Origin of the sequence: Rubricoccus marinus (genome assembly GCF_002257665.1) — a bacterium.
Lineage (GTDB): Bacteria > Bacteroidota > Rhodothermia > Rhodothermales > Rubricoccaceae > Rubricoccus > Rubricoccus marinus.
Map to the genome: position 1 here is coordinate 1,681,612 of NZ_MQWB01000001.1, position 14,392 is coordinate 1,696,003.

Annotated in this window: 11 protein-coding genes; 7 read left to right on the forward strand and 4 right to left on the reverse strand. The window is 67.6% G+C overall.

Annotation, left to right across the window (positions count from 1 at the left end; all coding sequences use genetic code 11):
• Nucleotides 1-98: 98 nt before the first annotated feature.
• The gene (locus tag BSZ36_RS06995) at nucleotides 99-2,603 is read right to left on the reverse strand and encodes a DUF5916 domain-containing protein (protein ID WP_094547301.1); all 2,505 of its coding nucleotides are present in this window, start codon (nucleotides 2,601-2,603) and stop codon (nucleotides 99-101) included.
• Nucleotides 2,604-2,740: 137 nt separating this feature from the next.
• Between BSZ36_RS06995 and BSZ36_RS07000 the strand changes: the two genes are divergently transcribed.
• Nucleotides 2,741-3,361, forward strand: coding sequence for an IMPACT family protein (locus tag BSZ36_RS07000; RefSeq protein WP_094547303.1), 621 nt, complete (start codon nucleotides 2,741-2,743; stop codon nucleotides 3,359-3,361).
• A gap of 112 nt (nucleotides 3,362-3,473) precedes the next feature.
• Here the strand turns inward: BSZ36_RS07000 and BSZ36_RS07005 are convergent, their stop codons facing one another.
• Together BSZ36_RS07005 and BSZ36_RS07010 are read right to left on the reverse strand one after the other, a co-directional pair.
• Nucleotides 3,474-4,115 carry a hypothetical protein gene (locus BSZ36_RS07005; RefSeq protein ID WP_094547305.1) on the reverse strand — a complete coding sequence of 214 codons (642 nt, stop codon included), beginning with the start codon at nucleotides 4,113-4,115 and terminating at the stop codon, nucleotides 3,474-3,476.
• Between the two features lie 267 nt (nucleotides 4,116-4,382).
• Entirely contained in the window at nucleotides 4,383-4,697 is a 315-nt protein-coding gene (locus tag BSZ36_RS07010; RefSeq protein ID WP_143536794.1) for a hypothetical protein, read from the reverse strand.
• 87 nt (nucleotides 4,698-4,784) lie between these two features.
• On the opposite strand from BSZ36_RS07010, the gene BSZ36_RS07015 reads away from it, so the two are divergent.
• The 4 genes from BSZ36_RS07015 (at nucleotide 4,785) to BSZ36_RS07030 (ending at nucleotide 10,268) form a co-directional block, all read left to right on the forward strand.
• Nucleotides 4,785-5,057, forward strand: a complete 273-nt coding sequence (locus BSZ36_RS07015; RefSeq protein WP_094547309.1) for a hypothetical protein — start codon at nucleotides 4,785-4,787, stop codon at nucleotides 5,055-5,057.
• A gap of 102 nt (nucleotides 5,058-5,159) precedes the next feature.
• The gene (locus BSZ36_RS07020; RefSeq protein WP_094547311.1) at nucleotides 5,160-6,356 is read left to right on the forward strand and encodes a DNA polymerase III subunit; all 1,197 of its coding nucleotides are present in this window, start codon (nucleotides 5,160-5,162) and stop codon (nucleotides 6,354-6,356) included.
• 109 nt (nucleotides 6,357-6,465) lie between these two features.
• Nucleotides 6,466-8,280 carry a transglutaminase-like domain-containing protein gene (locus BSZ36_RS07025; RefSeq protein ID WP_094547313.1) on the forward strand — a complete coding sequence of 605 codons (1,815 nt, stop codon included), beginning with the start codon at nucleotides 6,466-6,468 and terminating at the stop codon, nucleotides 8,278-8,280.
• Entirely contained in the window at nucleotides 8,277-10,268 is a 1,992-nt protein-coding gene (locus BSZ36_RS07030; RefSeq protein ID WP_094547315.1) for a transglutaminase-like domain-containing protein, read from the forward strand. Before BSZ36_RS07025 ends, BSZ36_RS07030 begins: the two co-directional genes overlap by 4 nt.
• A gap of 49 nt (nucleotides 10,269-10,317) precedes the next feature.
• Here BSZ36_RS07030 and glpK read toward each other — a convergent pair whose 3' ends face one another.
• Nucleotides 10,318-11,787 (reverse strand): glycerol kinase GlpK, encoded by a 1,470-nt coding sequence (gene glpK, locus BSZ36_RS07035; RefSeq protein WP_245837470.1) that lies wholly within the window; start codon nucleotides 11,785-11,787, stop codon nucleotides 10,318-10,320.
• Between the two features lie 84 nt (nucleotides 11,788-11,871).
• On the opposite strand from glpK, the gene BSZ36_RS07040 reads away from it, so the two are divergent.
• Together BSZ36_RS07040 and secD are read left to right on the forward strand one after the other, a co-directional pair.
• Complete coding sequence (locus tag BSZ36_RS07040; protein WP_245837471.1) at nucleotides 11,872-12,348, forward strand: hypothetical protein; 477 nt, start codon at nucleotides 11,872-11,874, stop codon at nucleotides 12,346-12,348.
• Between the two features lie 107 nt (nucleotides 12,349-12,455).
• Nucleotides 12,456-14,366: a protein translocase subunit SecD gene (gene secD / locus BSZ36_RS07045; RefSeq protein ID WP_094547321.1), complete on the forward strand. Its 1,911-nt coding sequence runs from the start codon at nucleotides 12,456-12,458 to the stop codon at nucleotides 14,364-14,366.
• Nucleotides 14,367-14,392 lie beyond the last annotated feature (26 nt).

Below are 14,392 nucleotides of genomic sequence, written 5' to 3' on the forward strand. Positions count from 1 at the left end.
GCCAGAGGCCTCTGGCGTTTCCCGTTCTGTTTACCAGGCCTCTGGCACCAGAGGCCTCGCTCGATGGTCCCAGTGCGTTGATCTCAGCGCTGACGGGCTCAGCGCGAGAGGAGGTAGCTCAGCTTGACGAGCACGATGTCGTCCGCGAACCGGCCGAAAAGGTCGCCGACCTGGCCGAGCGCGTCGCGCTCGAATGGTGAGGGACCGGACCCGTCGCGCCGGACCTCTTCGAAGAGGTCGTCGTCCATGCCGCGCTGCCAGACGACGAACAGGGACGAGCCCGGGCGGTACTCCCAGCGAAAGACGGCGTTGGCATTGAAGGACGCGAAGGAAAAGTCGCGGCGCTTGGGATACGCCCCGAAGTCCCGCAACTCGTCTTCCGCCGCCAGAAGCTGGAAGTCCCGGTACTGGCCTCTGGCGGCGAACAACTGGCTGTAGAGTTGGAGCGAGATCGTCGGCCTGAAGATGACGGTCGTACGCAGCGTCAGATCTCCCGAGCGGTAGTCCCGGCGGCCGAACAGGGGCGCGTAGTAGCCGACGGCGTTGGGAATACCGGCCAGGCCGGGGATCGGAGTAAAGCCGTCTAGCAGGGCCGTCGCGTCTGTAGACGAGAGGCCCGTGTCGAACACGTCTGCAGCGGTGAACGCGGAGGGGTTCGAGGCCTCATTGCCGATGTACAGGCGTCCGTCGCCGGTGCGCACGAACCCTTCATTGGCCGCCCAGGCGCGGAGGCCTTGCGAGGAGCCGACCTCCGCCGAAAGCCTGAACTGGACGCGGTCGCTGGCCGTCCAGTCGATGTCGGCCTCGGGGCCGATCGTGTACCCGCCTTCACGATCTACGCGGCCGCTGAGGCCGAACTCCGCGACGAGGTTGCGGCGCGTGTCGGTGGAGATGGAGCCGCTGGCGCTGAGGCTCGCGAGGTTCTGGATGGGGCCCAGCCCACGCGTCTCGCGCACGTCCAGCCCGCCGAGGCCATCGAGGCTGAGGTTGAAGCTGACGTCTCGGAACCCCTTCAGCTCGCCGCTGGAGCTGAGACCGGCATCGGCGCCGCGGAACACGCCGTCCGAGTAGGTCCACGCGGCGGACGAGAACAGAAACGTGTTCAGGCGCTGGAAGGGGCCGAACGGGTTGCCTTCGTTCCAGAGCTGGATCAGGGCGCCGTTTACGGCCACGCGGTCCGTCTCGCGGAAGCGGCCGACATCGTTCAACTGGAAGCCCGGCGAGTACACGCGGAAGCCGGAGCCGAAGCGGCTATAGCCCTTGACCTGGTCGAAGCCGACGTAGAGCGCGAAGCCGTTCTCGCCAGAGGCCCCATCGTCGCGGAGCGACCCCGCGAGCACGCCCTCGGCCTGGTAGGCGTCGTCCCGGCCGACGCGGTAGCGCCAGTCCACGGCGCCGACCGCGCTTCGAGCGCCGCCCTGGCCGCGCGTGGCGTCGAAAACGGAGCCGGTGGCCCCGACGTAGTTCTGCTCCCCGATCTCCTGGCGCAGACGGGCGACGCCGTAGAAGCGGGTGGGGTCGAAGTCCTCGCCGGTGGCCGCCGCGAGGCCGCCGAATGAGAGGCCTCTGGCGGTGCGTCCCGTGAGTTTCGTCGCCGCGATAAGTGGCGACGCACCGCCGATCCGGCGGGTGTAGACGAGGGCGCCATCGCGCGAGAACCCGTTGTCGAAGATTTGCGTGCCCTCCAGGAAAAACGGGCGGCGCTCGGAAAAGAAGGTCTCGAAGGTGGAGAGGTTGAGTTCGGCCGGATCGGCCTCTACCTGCCCGAAGTCCGGGTTGATCGTCGCGTCCAGGATGACGCTCGGCGTCAGGCCGATCTTAAAGTCCGCGCCCGTGTCGAACCCCGCGTCGTAGGCCGGGCGGCCCAGGCGGGCGGGGTCCTCGCCTCTGGCGCCAGAGGCCAGCGTGTACGGCACGGCCTGCACGAGCCGCCGCGGCCGGACGCCCGCGATGCCGTCCAGTTGCCCGAAGAACTGCACGATGCCGGAGTCCGCCTGCTCGCGGCTGAACGGCGACCAGTAGGACTCCTCGCCCAGACGCGGGACTTCGCGGACGAAGTTGATGCCCCACGAGGTCTCGCGGCCCGAGAAGCGAAGCTGCGAGTACGGGATGCGGAGCTCGGCCGTCCACCCGGTCGGTGTGACGCGCACGCCGGATGCCCAGACGGCATCCCAGGAGTCGTCTTCGTCGTCGCCTTCCAGGATGGCGTCGAACTGCACGCCAGCGGCCGTCACGCCGAACAGCCGCGCCGTGCGCCCGTCGTTGTAGCTGTCGATGCCGACCGTGAAGGCGTCAGCGTTGCCGCGGTCGTCACGCCGGCTGAGCGTCTGGCGCACGAGGTCCGGGCGGCTGTCCAGCATCTCAGCCCCGATGTACAGCGCGTCGGCTGCGTAGAGCACGCGGACGCGCGTCTGCTGAGAGGCCGGCGCTCCCTCGGTTGGCTCGAACTGTACAAAGCCCGTCGCGGGCGCGGCCGCCTCCCACGCCGCCTCATTCAACGTCCCATCCACGGACATGTCGGCCGCTGGCGCCGCCGCAACGCGCGGCACGTCGGGGCTAAAAGGGGAGGCCGTAAAAAGGAGAAAACCAAGCAGGAACAGCATGGAGGCCGAGGCAGAAGGCGGCCTAAGAAACACCCGCAGTACGCATCCTCCGCGAAAGAATGAGTGCAAACCGCCGCCGTGGCGCCAGAGGCCTCTGGCGGTCTCGCGCCGCCCCTGATGCGTGCCGACCTTAGGCCATGGCCGACACGTACCGCACGCTCCGATCCGCTACCGAGGCCGAGCCTCCCAAGTCCAAGGGCTCGCGCTTTATCGGGTACGCCGCGCCAGCGGCCTCGGAGGAGGAGGCACTGGCAGCCGTGGAGACGATGCGGAAGCGCGAGCACGCCGCGCGGCACTGGTGTTGGGCATACCGACTGGGCGAAGCGGGGGAGACGTGGCGGGCAAACGACGACGGCGAGCCCAACGGGACGGGCGGCCGTCCGATTCTACAAGAGATCGAGGGGCGCGGCCTGACGAATACGGTCGTCGTGGTGACGCGCTACTACGGCGGGACTAAGCTGGGAGCGGGAGGCCTCGCGCGGGCCTACGGCGAGGCGGCGGCGCTCGCGCTGGAGACGGCAGCAGCGGAGCGTCTCATCCGCAGAGTCACCATCCGCGTGCCGGTCACGCTCCACTTCGCGTTCGACGACACCTCGGCGGCCATGCGTACGGCTCAGGCGTTCGACGCCGAGATCGCGGACCAGGTCTATTCCGCCAGCGGCGGCGCGCTGGTCCTCGCGGTGCGCCGCTCCGAGGCGGGGCCTCTGGCGGCGCAGTTCATCGAGGCGACGGCCGGGCGGGGGCGGGTAGAGCGGTAGGCGCTGGCGCCAGAGGCCTCTGGCGGCGAAGGCGGTGAGGCCTCGCAAGCCGAGCGCGGTCCCTGTTCGCTGAGGCCTGCTGCGGTGGGTTCTGCGGCCCACGTGCACAACCCTAGTTGAGTAGGTCTGGAGTCATTTTGCTCTTCAGCCAAGCCATGAACCGCGCGTCGGTTGTCGGCTCGAACGGAACGACCAACTTGTCCGTGAAGCCTACCAGGGGCCAAGAGTCAGGGATCGAGTGGCTTCGCCTTGAAGTGACGAAGAGCCACTGATATCCGAACGCTGGGAAGAAGACCACATGCTGCCCATTCAGCTTGAGGTTCACAGGGACGTGGATCGTATGCTGAGCGGCCTCCGAGCCGACAAAGCGGGCGGCAGTGAAGGGGCACATCCTAGCGGAGCCGGGATCGTCAGCAAGGAGCATCCGGCGCATGTCCTCCGCCAGCGGGCCGACTGAGAAGCGCTGATAATCGTGCAACCGAGATACGTGTGAGCGCCACAGTAGCGAGAGGCCGAACAGCTTGAAGCGATGATAGTCGTATTCCACCTCGGCCCCCTTCTGGCCTTGGTACGGAATTGCGTCGATTGATCTGAGCAGGTCTGCGGAGTAGGCCTCGTAAACGCTGAGCCGTCCTTCGCATTCAGAGCACAACATGTGCTCCCTGGCGCCGACTTGAAACGGGCGAGGTTTGCGCTGCGGGTGGCTCGAAAGCGAGATGAACGTCCCGTTCTCGTCGTACGACTTGGCGTACATGAACTCTGGCAGGACGTGAGACCGACAGAGCTTGCGCTCGTGCTGACACAAAGCGCACGGCCCAATCACTTTCCGTTTTGCCATTCTCTACAGAGGTAACGAGGCCGCAGAACAGGTTGCGCTTCAGCCGCAGCACGCAGCGAGCGCAAGTGGTAAGACGCGCAACGTACGGCCGCCGCGCCAAAGGCCTCTGGCGAGACCGCCGAGGCCGGGGCGTGCTGTCGGCCTGCAAGCGCGGGTTATGCCGCTGGCGCGGCCAGGCGGAGTTCAGAGCAGAGAGAGAAAGCGGAGTGCCACAGAGATCACGATGCAAGCCCCGAACTGCACGGCGGCGATTCTTCGGACAGTGGAGCGTGGCGCTGTGCTGATGTTCGATAGCAGCAGAGTGACTCCCGCGATCAGCGCTGAGTACACGAGCACGGAGGGGAGCCGTCCGAACAGGAAGCTGAGCAGCGCGCCAGAGGCTGTCACGCTCTCGTACGTCGCAGATCCCTCGGCGTGGGATATGGTGAACAGACTCACGACAGCGAGCCCGTAGAGTCCGACGACGTTGATGGCACCCACGACGACAGCAAGCGTCACGTACGCGGACCGCGCTCCGTCTCTCTCGCATGTCGTGTGAAGCGGCATAACAAGTATTGGGCAGAACTGCCACCGAACCCTTTCACAATGGCACGGCCGTTCAACCGGGGTGAGATCGCACGATACGACGCGGTGCGCCACCGCATTCAACACGATATGCGCGCCTCTGGCGACGACGCGCGCATCACCCTCCGCGATCTCGTCCTCGCCCTGAGCGCTGCCGGCTACGATCGTTCCCACCGCGACCTCCGCGCCGTGCTCAGTGGCGAGAAGCGGAGCCGTCCCGCGCTTCGCGAGTGCAGCGCCGCCGTCGCCGCGATCCGTCGCCAGAGGCGAAGCGCGCTCCCCAGTTGGCTCTAGCCTCTGGCGCCAGAGGCCGGCCGCGCGTTCGGCCCCGTCACGGAGCCCGGCGGTAGTTTCCGCCCCCGCCAGAGGCCACCTGCCTCCTCCGGTGGAGAGCCTATGCCCTGGAGCCAGATCATCGACCAAGACCGCGCGACCGACGCGCTCCAGCGCGCGCTCGCGAGTGAGCGGATCCCCCACGCTGTGCTCTTCCACGGCCCGGCCGGGACGGGAAAACTCGCGACCGCAATGGCCTTCGCGCAGGCGCTCCAGTGCGAGCGGCGCGGCACGCCCGGAGGCCCCGTCGGTGATGCCTGTGGCACGTGTCTGCCTTGCACCAAAGTGGCGCGGATGCTCCATCCGGACGTGCGGCTCTACCTGCCGTTCCCGCGCACCAGCAAAGCTCCCAAGGACGACCGCCCGACCGACTACGCCGAGCGCGTCCGGCTTGTCGGCACCGACCCGCACGGGGCGTACGACTACCGCAGCCGTGCCAAGCTGGACGGCGACGCGCCGAGCAACAAACAGGTCGAGCACCGCCGGTTGCCCATCGAACAGGTGTTCCGGCCCGACATGACCAAGCACCCCGTCGAGGGGCGCCACGTCGTAGGTATCCTCACCGACGCGGACCGCATCCGAAAGGAAGCCGCCAACTCCATCCTCAAGCTGCTGGAGGAGCCCGCGCCGCGCGTCGTGCTCGTGCTCGTCGCCGAGCGGCTGGATACCGTCCTGCCCACCATCGTCTCACGGTGCCAGCGCGTGCGCTTTGATCCTCTGGCGCCAGAGGCCATCGAGAGGGCGCTGCAAACGCGCGAGGGCGTCTCCGCGTCCGCCTCTGGCGTGGCGGCGCGCATGGCCAACGGGTCCTACACGCGAGCGCGTCAGCTTGTCGGCAGCGAGGAACTGGGCGAGCTCCGCGGGCTCGCCGTCGATTTTGTGCGGCAGTCGTACCTCGGGCGGGCGGGCGGCTTGATGCCCATCGTGGACAAGGTTTCCGGGCTGGGGCGCGAGGGCGCGAAAGCCTGGCTGGGACTCGTCCACAGCTGGATCCGAGACCTCGTCCTCGCCCGCGCCTCTGGCGACGCCGCGCCGCTCGTCAACGTGGACCAGACCGAGGCGATCCGCAAGTTCGTGGCGCACGTGCCTGACGCGGACCTCGCCGCGATGGCCTCCCAGGTGGAAGACGCGATAGGGCTCGTGACTGGCAACGCGCCGCTGGCGCTTGTCGCCATCACGCTCGCCTACGGTCTTCGCGACGCCATGCACGGCCGTGGCCGTCCGCACCTCGTCGTCCCCCTGGATCAGGTCTCCGTGTAGGCGAGTTTGGTGGCACATGACGGGGTAACCTCGCGCTGAGCTGTGCGCAGTTCGCTACCTTGGAGTGTCTCCCCGTACCGCAGGCATTCCGATAGGTCCTGCTACTTGCATGACCTTCAAAGAGTTGGGCCAAATCGCCCTTGTGATCGCCGCGCTCCTTCTCGCCGGGCCTCTGGCGGCGCAAGACGTCGCGTACACCGAGCGGCGCACGTTCGTGTTCGGTGAGAGTCCAGAGAACGTGACGGAACGCGCTGAGGTAGAGGTGCGCTACCTCTCGCCTCGATCCACGGGCTGGAGGGAGTTCGGCGCCTTCGAGCAGTACTTCGGCCCCATCCAGGGACTCCGAGCCGAGCTGAACGGCTCGCGCCTGCGTGGCGACGCGATCCAGAAGATCCGACCGGAGAGCGCGGACGTGTTCCTCTCCAGCGGCACGTACCACCAGATCTCGCTGCCCGAGGCGCCCAAGCCGGGAGACGTGATGGCGTACTCATACCGGCGCACGTACCTCTCCGCCGCCTACGTCCCCATCCTTCGCGTCCCGAGCATCGACCGGCTCGCGGAGTACGTGATCGACGTGGAGCACCCGAGCACGGTTCAGGTGGAGTTCCGCATCGAGGCGCCCCGCGGAGAGGTCCCGCACGAGATCTCGACCACCGCCAGAGGCACCCGCCTCACGTTCCGGGACCTGAAGCCACTGGACGACCTCCCGCTCTTCGCGCACAACGGCGTCCACGCCTTCGTCATGCTCGACGTGCGCAAGGGGCCTCTGGCGCTGACCCCGACGGCGCCGGACGAGTTCGCGGCGTGGTACGCGACGCTGACCCAGCACCCGGTCCCGGCTACGATCCTGCCCGTCGCGAAAGGCATGGAAAGCCAGAGCGATTCGGCCACGGTCGCCTCATTCCACGACTACGTCCGCCGGTCCATCCGCTACATCGCCGACGAGCGCGACGCGGGCGCGTTCGTGCCCCGCGCGCCGGATCTGGTCATGGAGCGCTCCTACGGCGACTGCAAGGACCGCGCGTTTCTGATCTCCGCACTCGCCAAATCGCTCGGCCTCCAGGTCGATCCCGTCCTGATCTCGACCGAGCCCGAGCCGGAGTTCGAGGACGTGCACCTCACGCTGTATAACCACGTCATTTGCTCCTTCGAGCACGACGACGGCACGCGGACCTACTTCGACCCGACCAACCCGTACCTCTCATTCGGGGACCTGCCCGAGAGCGACATCGACGGCCTCGCGCTCCGCATGGGCCCCGACGGCGCCGAACGCTTGTTCGTCGAGAGCCCCAGCACGGACCCCACGCTGGACCTCCGCCTGAGCGTGGACCTGGACGCGCCAGAGGCCTCTGGCGCCGAACTGACCGTCCGGGGCACGCTGCTCGAAATGGTCCGTGCGATCGAGGCGCGGAGCACCGAGACCGACGCGCGCAACGCGCTCTCGGCCGTCGCGGGCGACCTGCTGACCAAGATCCGCTTGAGCGGCCTGGAGTTCGTCTCCGAGTCGCCGCGCTCCCGCGAGTACCGCTCCCGCGCCGACCTCTCGCAGTTCGTCATCGCGTCCCCCACCAAGCGCTACCTCCCGCTGACGCCCTTCCGCGCCATCGATCCCGACGTGACCGAGCGGCGCGAGGACGCGCTCCAGATCCGCACCGCGGACCGCCCCAACGTCCGCCTCCGCCTCGATGTCTCCGGCGCGTGGCAGCCCGACAGCACCGACACCACGTTCGGCGACGCCAGAGGCCCCGTGTGGTTCGAGGCGCGCGCCGAGCCTCTGGCGGAGGGCTCCGTCGTGGAGTACAGCTTCGGGCAGCGCACCAAGCGGTTCAACGGGGAGGACCGCGCCGCCTACCTCTCACTCGCCGATGCCTACCTGGGGGCCCGGAGAGATGTCATCACCTTCCGGTCACCCTCCGACGAATGATCCGCCGACTCCTCACCCTCGCGCTCCTGATCAGCCTCTCCGGCTGCACGGGCGTCGATTACCTCTCCTCCTTCCGCACCGACCTCACGCAGCGCCCGTTCGATGAGATGCCGGCCATCGCGTCCTTTGACGTCGATGCGCTCTCCGAACAGTACCCGGGCGAGCCGGCGTACTACTTCGACTTCGAGCAGACCCTGGAGCACGTTTTCCTCATTCCGGAGAGCGACCGCTGGATCTACGTCGAGGACATCCGGCGTCAGTACGTGATTCTGGACGCCGACGAGGAAACGTTTACGACGTTTCGCGTCAACCTCGCGCCGCGCGAGAGGCTGGACGGCATCATGCTCCGGTCTACGTCGCCCTCTGGCGAGGTGCTGACGTACAGCGAGGACGACCTGATTCGCGAAGTCGACGACGGCCGGGTCGTGTACAAGTTTGCCTACCCGGCCGTCGAGCGCGGGACGGTGATCGAGGAGTCGTTTCGCACCAACCGCGAACTGGCCAAGGACTACACGCCGCCACTCTACATCGACGCGCCGCTGCAGCTCTACGTGCCGGTCAAGAACTTCGCGTTCCAGTACGTCTTCCCCACGAACTGGGCTCTCAAGATCAAGCAGGTTGGGCCGCGCCAGATTCCGCCCTACGAACTGGACCGCAATAGCTACGACGGACGCACCGTCGTCACGTTTAAGGGCCGCGATCTCGCCGGCTTCCCAGACGAGCCGTACTCGCCGTTCTTCAAGGAGATCGCCTCGTACCTGGAGATGCAGGTGACGGAGATCGCGAACCCGTACTTCCCTGGAGACAAGCCTCTGTACGAGACCGAGAAGTCGTGGGAGGAGCTCACGAAGCGGTACGGGGAATACGCGTTCGACCGGGGCCGCCGCTTCCGCGAGGTGGAAGAGCAGGCACAGTCTCTCGCCAGAGGCCTGGAGTCCGACTCGGCCAAGGTGGCGTCCATCGTGAGCTGGATCCAGAACAACATCGAGGTCGGCGGGGACGCCGACGACCTTGCAAGCGTGATGCGCGAACGCAAGGGCAACAGCCTCTTGCAAACGTCTCTCGCCCAGGCCATGCTCGCCGAGGTGGGCCTGGACGCGGACTTTATCATCATCCACCCCGCGAACGAAGGCTACTTCGATAGAAGCTTTATCTCCGGCACGCAGTTCACGACGCCAGCGGTGCGTGTGAAAAGCGCCGACCGGCAGTACGTCGTGTTCCCGTTCGTGGAGGGGCTGCCCATCACCTACATCCCCGAGTTCTACCAGGGGGCAGACGCCATCGTGATTCGGCCCGAAGGCGGCGCCGAGTTCATCCAGGTCCCGACTCAGGACGCCGAGTCCTACGCCGTGGATGAGGATTACGCGGTCGAGATCGACGAGGACGGGATCATCCGCGTAGAGGAAACGAAGACGCTTCGCGGCATCGCGGCGTACGAGCTCCGCAAGTCCTTCGAGGACCTCTCCGACGAGGAGAAAGAGGAGGAAGTCCGTGAGCTGCTGACCTACAACGAAGGCCAGATCGAGGACTTCGAGTACGAGGTCCAGGCGCTGGACGCCTACGGGCAGCCTCTGGCGTTCGTGCTGCGCTACACGATCCCGGACCTGGTGACGGTGACGCCAGAGGAGGTCATCTTCCGGACCGGCGGCTTGCTCTCGCCCGCGTCACTGAGCGCGTTCGAGACAAAGGTGACCGAGCGGCAACTCCCAATTCGGATCTACTACGACCGCATCACCAACAAGTCGATCCGCATCTCGTACCCGGAGTCGTGGACGCTGGCGACGGAGCTGGAGGACACGGCCGAGCAGACGCGCTTCGGCTCCGTCCGCGGCATCTACCTGATGGGGGAAGGCGAGATCACGGCCGAGCAGCAGATCGTGCTCAAGGAGAGCCGCGCCTCGCCGACGGCCTACGGCGCGCTCCTGCAACTGACGGGCAGCCAGTCCCGGCTGTACGTCCCGACGCTCGTGTTCACGATCGACCGGTAAGCCTCTGGCGTGGTCGCCATGCTTCCACACCGCCGCGGGTGGGTGACGCTTAGAGCGCTGCCCACCCGCGCGTACGTTCAACGGCCTGGCGCCAGAGGCCGCGTTGCCGCTGGCGCTCGTCGTCGGAGAGGGTGGGCGTGAAGACGGCCTCTGGCGCGGGAGGCACGATGGACTCGGGGGAGAGGACGCCCGCGCCGATGCCCGCGAGCGCGGCGGCGCCCCAGGCGGTCGCCTCCACGTTCGCGGGCCGCTCGATGGAGACGCCCAGCAGGTCGGCGTGAATCTGGAGGAGCACGTCGTTGGACGCCGCGCCGCCGTCGACGCGGAGTCTGTCCAGGAGGAGTCCGGAGTCGGACTGCATGGACTCCAGCACGTCGGCCGTTTGGTGCGCGATGCCCTCCAGCGTGGCGCGCGCGATGTGCGCCACCGTCGTGCCGCGCGTGAGGCCGAACAGCGAGCCTCTGGCGTCCGGGTCCCACGTCGGCGCGCCGAGCCCGGTAAAGGCGGGGACGAACACGACGCCGCCGGCGCTCTCGACGCTCGCCGCCAGAGGCCCGACCTCGCGGGAATCGTCGAGTAGGCCCAGGCCTTCGCCAAGCCACTGCACGGCGGCTCCGGCGACGAAGACGCTGCCTTCGAGGGCGTACTGCAGCCCATGGCCGAGGTCCCACGCCGTCGTGGTCAGCAAGCCGGCGTCAGATGCGACGGCGGTTTCGCCGGTGTTGAGCAGCAGGAAGCCGCCCGTTCCAAGGGTGTACTTGGCGTCGCCAGAGGAGAGGCAGCCTTGTCCGAACAGCGCGGCGTGCTGGTCGCCTGCTATACCCGTTATTGCAATGTCGTTCCACGTTCCAACAGCGGCCGCGCACGGCGTCACGTCAGGCAGCATCGCCTCCGGTATCCCGAGCGCGTCCAGCATCAGCGGGTCCCATCGCTTCTGGCGGAGGTCCCACAGCAAGGTGCGGCTCGCGTTCGTGACATCGGTGAGGTGACGCCCACCGTCGGGTCCGCCGGTCATCCACCAGACCAGCCACGCATCTACGGTCCCGAACAAGAGATCGCCTCGTTCGGCTCGTTCCCGGGCACCGGCGACGTTTTCCAGGAGCCAGGCCAGCTTGGTGCCCGAGAAGTACGGGTCCAGCCGGAGGCCGGTCACGCGACGGACGTGGGGACCGAGCCCTTCGTCGCGCAGGCGCGCGCACATCTCGGCCGTCCGCCGGTCCTGCCACACGATCGCGCGGTGGATCGGCTCGCCCGTCGCGCGGTCCCACACCACCGTCGTCTCGCGCTGGTTGGTGATCCCCAGCCCGGCGATCTGGCCGGGCTCAACGCCTCCCATCGCCTCGCGCGCGACGGCGAACTGCCGGTCGCGGATTTCCATCGCGTCGTGTTCCACCCATCCGGGCCGCGGGAAGTGCTGCGTCAGAGGCTGCTGAGCGGTTCGGACCACGCGGCCTCTGGCGTCGAACAGGATGGCGCGGCACGAGGTGGTGCCTTGGTCCAAGGCGAGCAGATAGGTCACGGAAGCGTTGAGCCAAAGTGAAGAGGGGAGGCGGTAGAGGAGTGTGATGGCTCCCGCGCCAGAGGCTACGGTACCTTTGCGCCTGTGAACGGCCTCCGATCCCCGTTTCTCCGCCGCCTGATCGCGTGCCTGGCCTTGGCCGGGTTCGTGCTGCCGCTGGCGCCTACCGCCTCGGCGCGCGGTGCGGCCACGGAGCGGTTGACAAACGCGCTGGGACATCGCGAGGCGGTCGAGATTGCGATGGCGGCGTCGCAACATGCGGCGAACCCCGAGCAGGCGTTCCTCTCCGCATACTTCGCGGCCACAGGCCAGGACGCCGACGAGGTGCTCGCGCGCTTAGGAGGCGAGGCGCTGTGGCTTCTCGCCGAACCGCTCTCGCCACTGGCGGTGATGGTCGCCGGCGGTACGTCGTCGGTCTCCCCGGCCGCAGGCGCAGGCTCCGCCGTTCTCCAGGCTCCGGCCTCTGGCGATTCGCACGCCGCGAGCGCTGCGATTTTCGACAGCGCGCCAGAGGCGCGGACTGTTGCATCGCCCCGGGCGCTGCAGCCGCGCGGCCCGTAGCCGTCCCGGCGACTCCCAACGTTTAGATCTCCGCCGCGCGAGTGGTCGCGCGGCTCCCCCCCGACACGATTGTCGCCTCTACGCTTGCGCCAGAGGCGCCCCGAACCATGCAAGGCAACGGATTCAAAATTGCCGCCGTCGCGGCTTTCATCTTGCTCTCGCTCTTCTACCTGTGGCCCACGGCCCAGAGAGCGCTCAACGCCCGCGAACTCGCGGCGATGGACTCCACCCAGCAGGTGGAATACCGCGAGGCCAACTACGACGACCTCCAGAACACGCGCGAGCGCTCGCTGAACCTGGGGCTCGACCTCCAGGGCGGCATGCACGTCACGCTCGAGGTGGGCGCAGGCGCGCTCATCAAAGAGCTGGCCGAGGGCCGCGAGGACGAGACGTTTACCGCCGCGCTCGCTGCCGCCAACGCCGCGGCCGTCGAGTCTCGTGACAACTACGTCGACCTCTTTGTAGACGCCGTGGAGGAGGAGCGTCCGGGCACTCGCCTGGCCCGCTACTTCCGCAACTCCTCGCGCGGCATCACCGCCCGGAGCTCCAACGACGAGGTCGCGGAGTACCTCCGGGTCGAACTCGCCGACGCCATTGTGCGCGCGACCGAGATCATCCGTCAGCGCGTCGACCGGTTCGGCGTGACGGAGCCGTCCATCCAGCAGCAGGGCTCCAACCGCATCGCGGTTGAGCTTCCTGGCGTTGACGAGCCTCAGCGCGTCCGTGACCTCCTCCGGGGCACGGCGAAGCTGGAGTTCCGCCTCCTCCCGGATCCCGGCATCGTCGCCAACGCGGCGCAGCAGATCGTCGCCTACGTCGACCAGGGCACCGCGCCCGCGGCGGACACCACGGCCTCTGGCGCCGCCTCCGATTCGACCGGCGCCGCAGCGGATTCGGCCTCGTCCGAGCTCGACATCGCGTCCATGACCGGCACAGCCGCGCCAGAGGCGCAGACGGGCGAACGGCTCATGTCGGACCTCGTCGCGCTCGTGCAGAACGACGGCTTCAACCCGTACTTCGGCGCCGTCCAGGCTCGCGATACGGCGGCAGTGTCGGCCATCCTGCGTCGTCCCGACGTCGCGCGGTTGATCCCGCCCGGCGTCGACCTGTTCTACTCGGCGCGCCCCATCGAGGGCCGCGAGAGCGAGGACGAGTACTGGCTCATGGGCGTCAACGAGCGCATCGAGCTGGAAGGTGACGTGGTGACGGACGCCGGTCCGGACTTCGACCCGCTGACCAACGCCCCGTTGGTCTCGATCAGCATGAACGGCGAGGGCGCTTCGCGCTGGAGCCAGCTGACGGGCGCCAACATCGGCAAGCCGGTCGCCATCGTTCTGGACGGCCTCGTCTACACGTGGCCGCGTATCAACAGCCGGATCTCCGGCGGACGCACGTCCATCGAGGGCGTGACCAAGACCGAGGCGGACGACATCGTGACCGTGCTCAAGAGCGGTGCGCTGCCCGCGCCGGTTCAGATCGTAGAAGAGCGGACCGTCGGCCCGAGCCTCGGCGCTGAGTCCGTGAACGCGGGCTTGCGGTCGCTGATGATCGGCTTCGCGATCGTCGTCGTGTTCATGATCTTCTACTACCGCACGGCAGGCCTCGTGGCCGGCGTGACGCTGATCCTGAACGTGCTGTTCATCTTCGGCATCCTCGCGGGCTTCCGCGCCACGCTCACGCTTCCGGGCATGGCGGGCATCGTGCTCACCATCGGTATGGCGGTCGATGCCAACGTGCTCATCTTTGAACGCATCCGAGAGGAGATGGCCACAGGCAAAACGCTCAAGGCGGCCGTCCAAGGCGGCTTCGAAAAAGCGCTCTCGGCCATCGCTGACGCCAACATCACGACGTTCCTGATTGGCGTGATCCTGTACTCGTTCGGCCTCGGGCCGATCCAGGGCTTCGCGGTCACGCTCATGGCCGGCATCGTGACGAGCCTCTTCACGGCGCTCGTCGTGACCCGCCTGCTCCTCGACTACCTCGTTCAAAGCCGCGGCGCCAACGTCGCCTTCGGCTGATCGGTTGACCACCGCCAGAGGCCACG

What these genes read in the sequence shown, in the direction of transcription:
- BSZ36_RS06995 (WP_094547301.1), bottom strand. Translation starts at nt 2,603, where the DNA reads ATGCTGTTCCTGCTTGGTTTTCTCCTTTTTACGGCCTCCCCTTTTAGC.
- BSZ36_RS07000 (WP_094547303.1), top strand. Translation starts at nt 2,741, where the DNA reads ATGGCCGACACGTACCGCACGCTCCGATCCGCTACCGAGGCCGAGCCT.
- BSZ36_RS07005 (WP_094547305.1), bottom strand. Translation starts at nt 4,115, where the DNA reads ATGTACGCCAAGTCGTACGACGAGAACGGGACGTTCATCTCGCTTTCG.
- BSZ36_RS07015 (WP_094547309.1), top strand. Translation starts at nt 4,785, where the DNA reads ATGGCACGGCCGTTCAACCGGGGTGAGATCGCACGATACGACGCGGTG.
- BSZ36_RS07020 (WP_094547311.1), top strand. Translation starts at nt 5,160, where the DNA reads ATGCCCTGGAGCCAGATCATCGACCAAGACCGCGCGACCGACGCGCTC.
- BSZ36_RS07025 (WP_094547313.1), top strand. Translation starts at nt 6,466, where the DNA reads ATGACCTTCAAAGAGTTGGGCCAAATCGCCCTTGTGATCGCCGCGCTC.
- BSZ36_RS07030 (WP_094547315.1), top strand. Translation starts at nt 8,277, where the DNA reads ATGATCCGCCGACTCCTCACCCTCGCGCTCCTGATCAGCCTCTCCGGC.
- secD (WP_094547321.1), top strand. Translation starts at nt 12,456, where the DNA reads ATGCAAGGCAACGGATTCAAAATTGCCGCCGTCGCGGCTTTCATCTTG.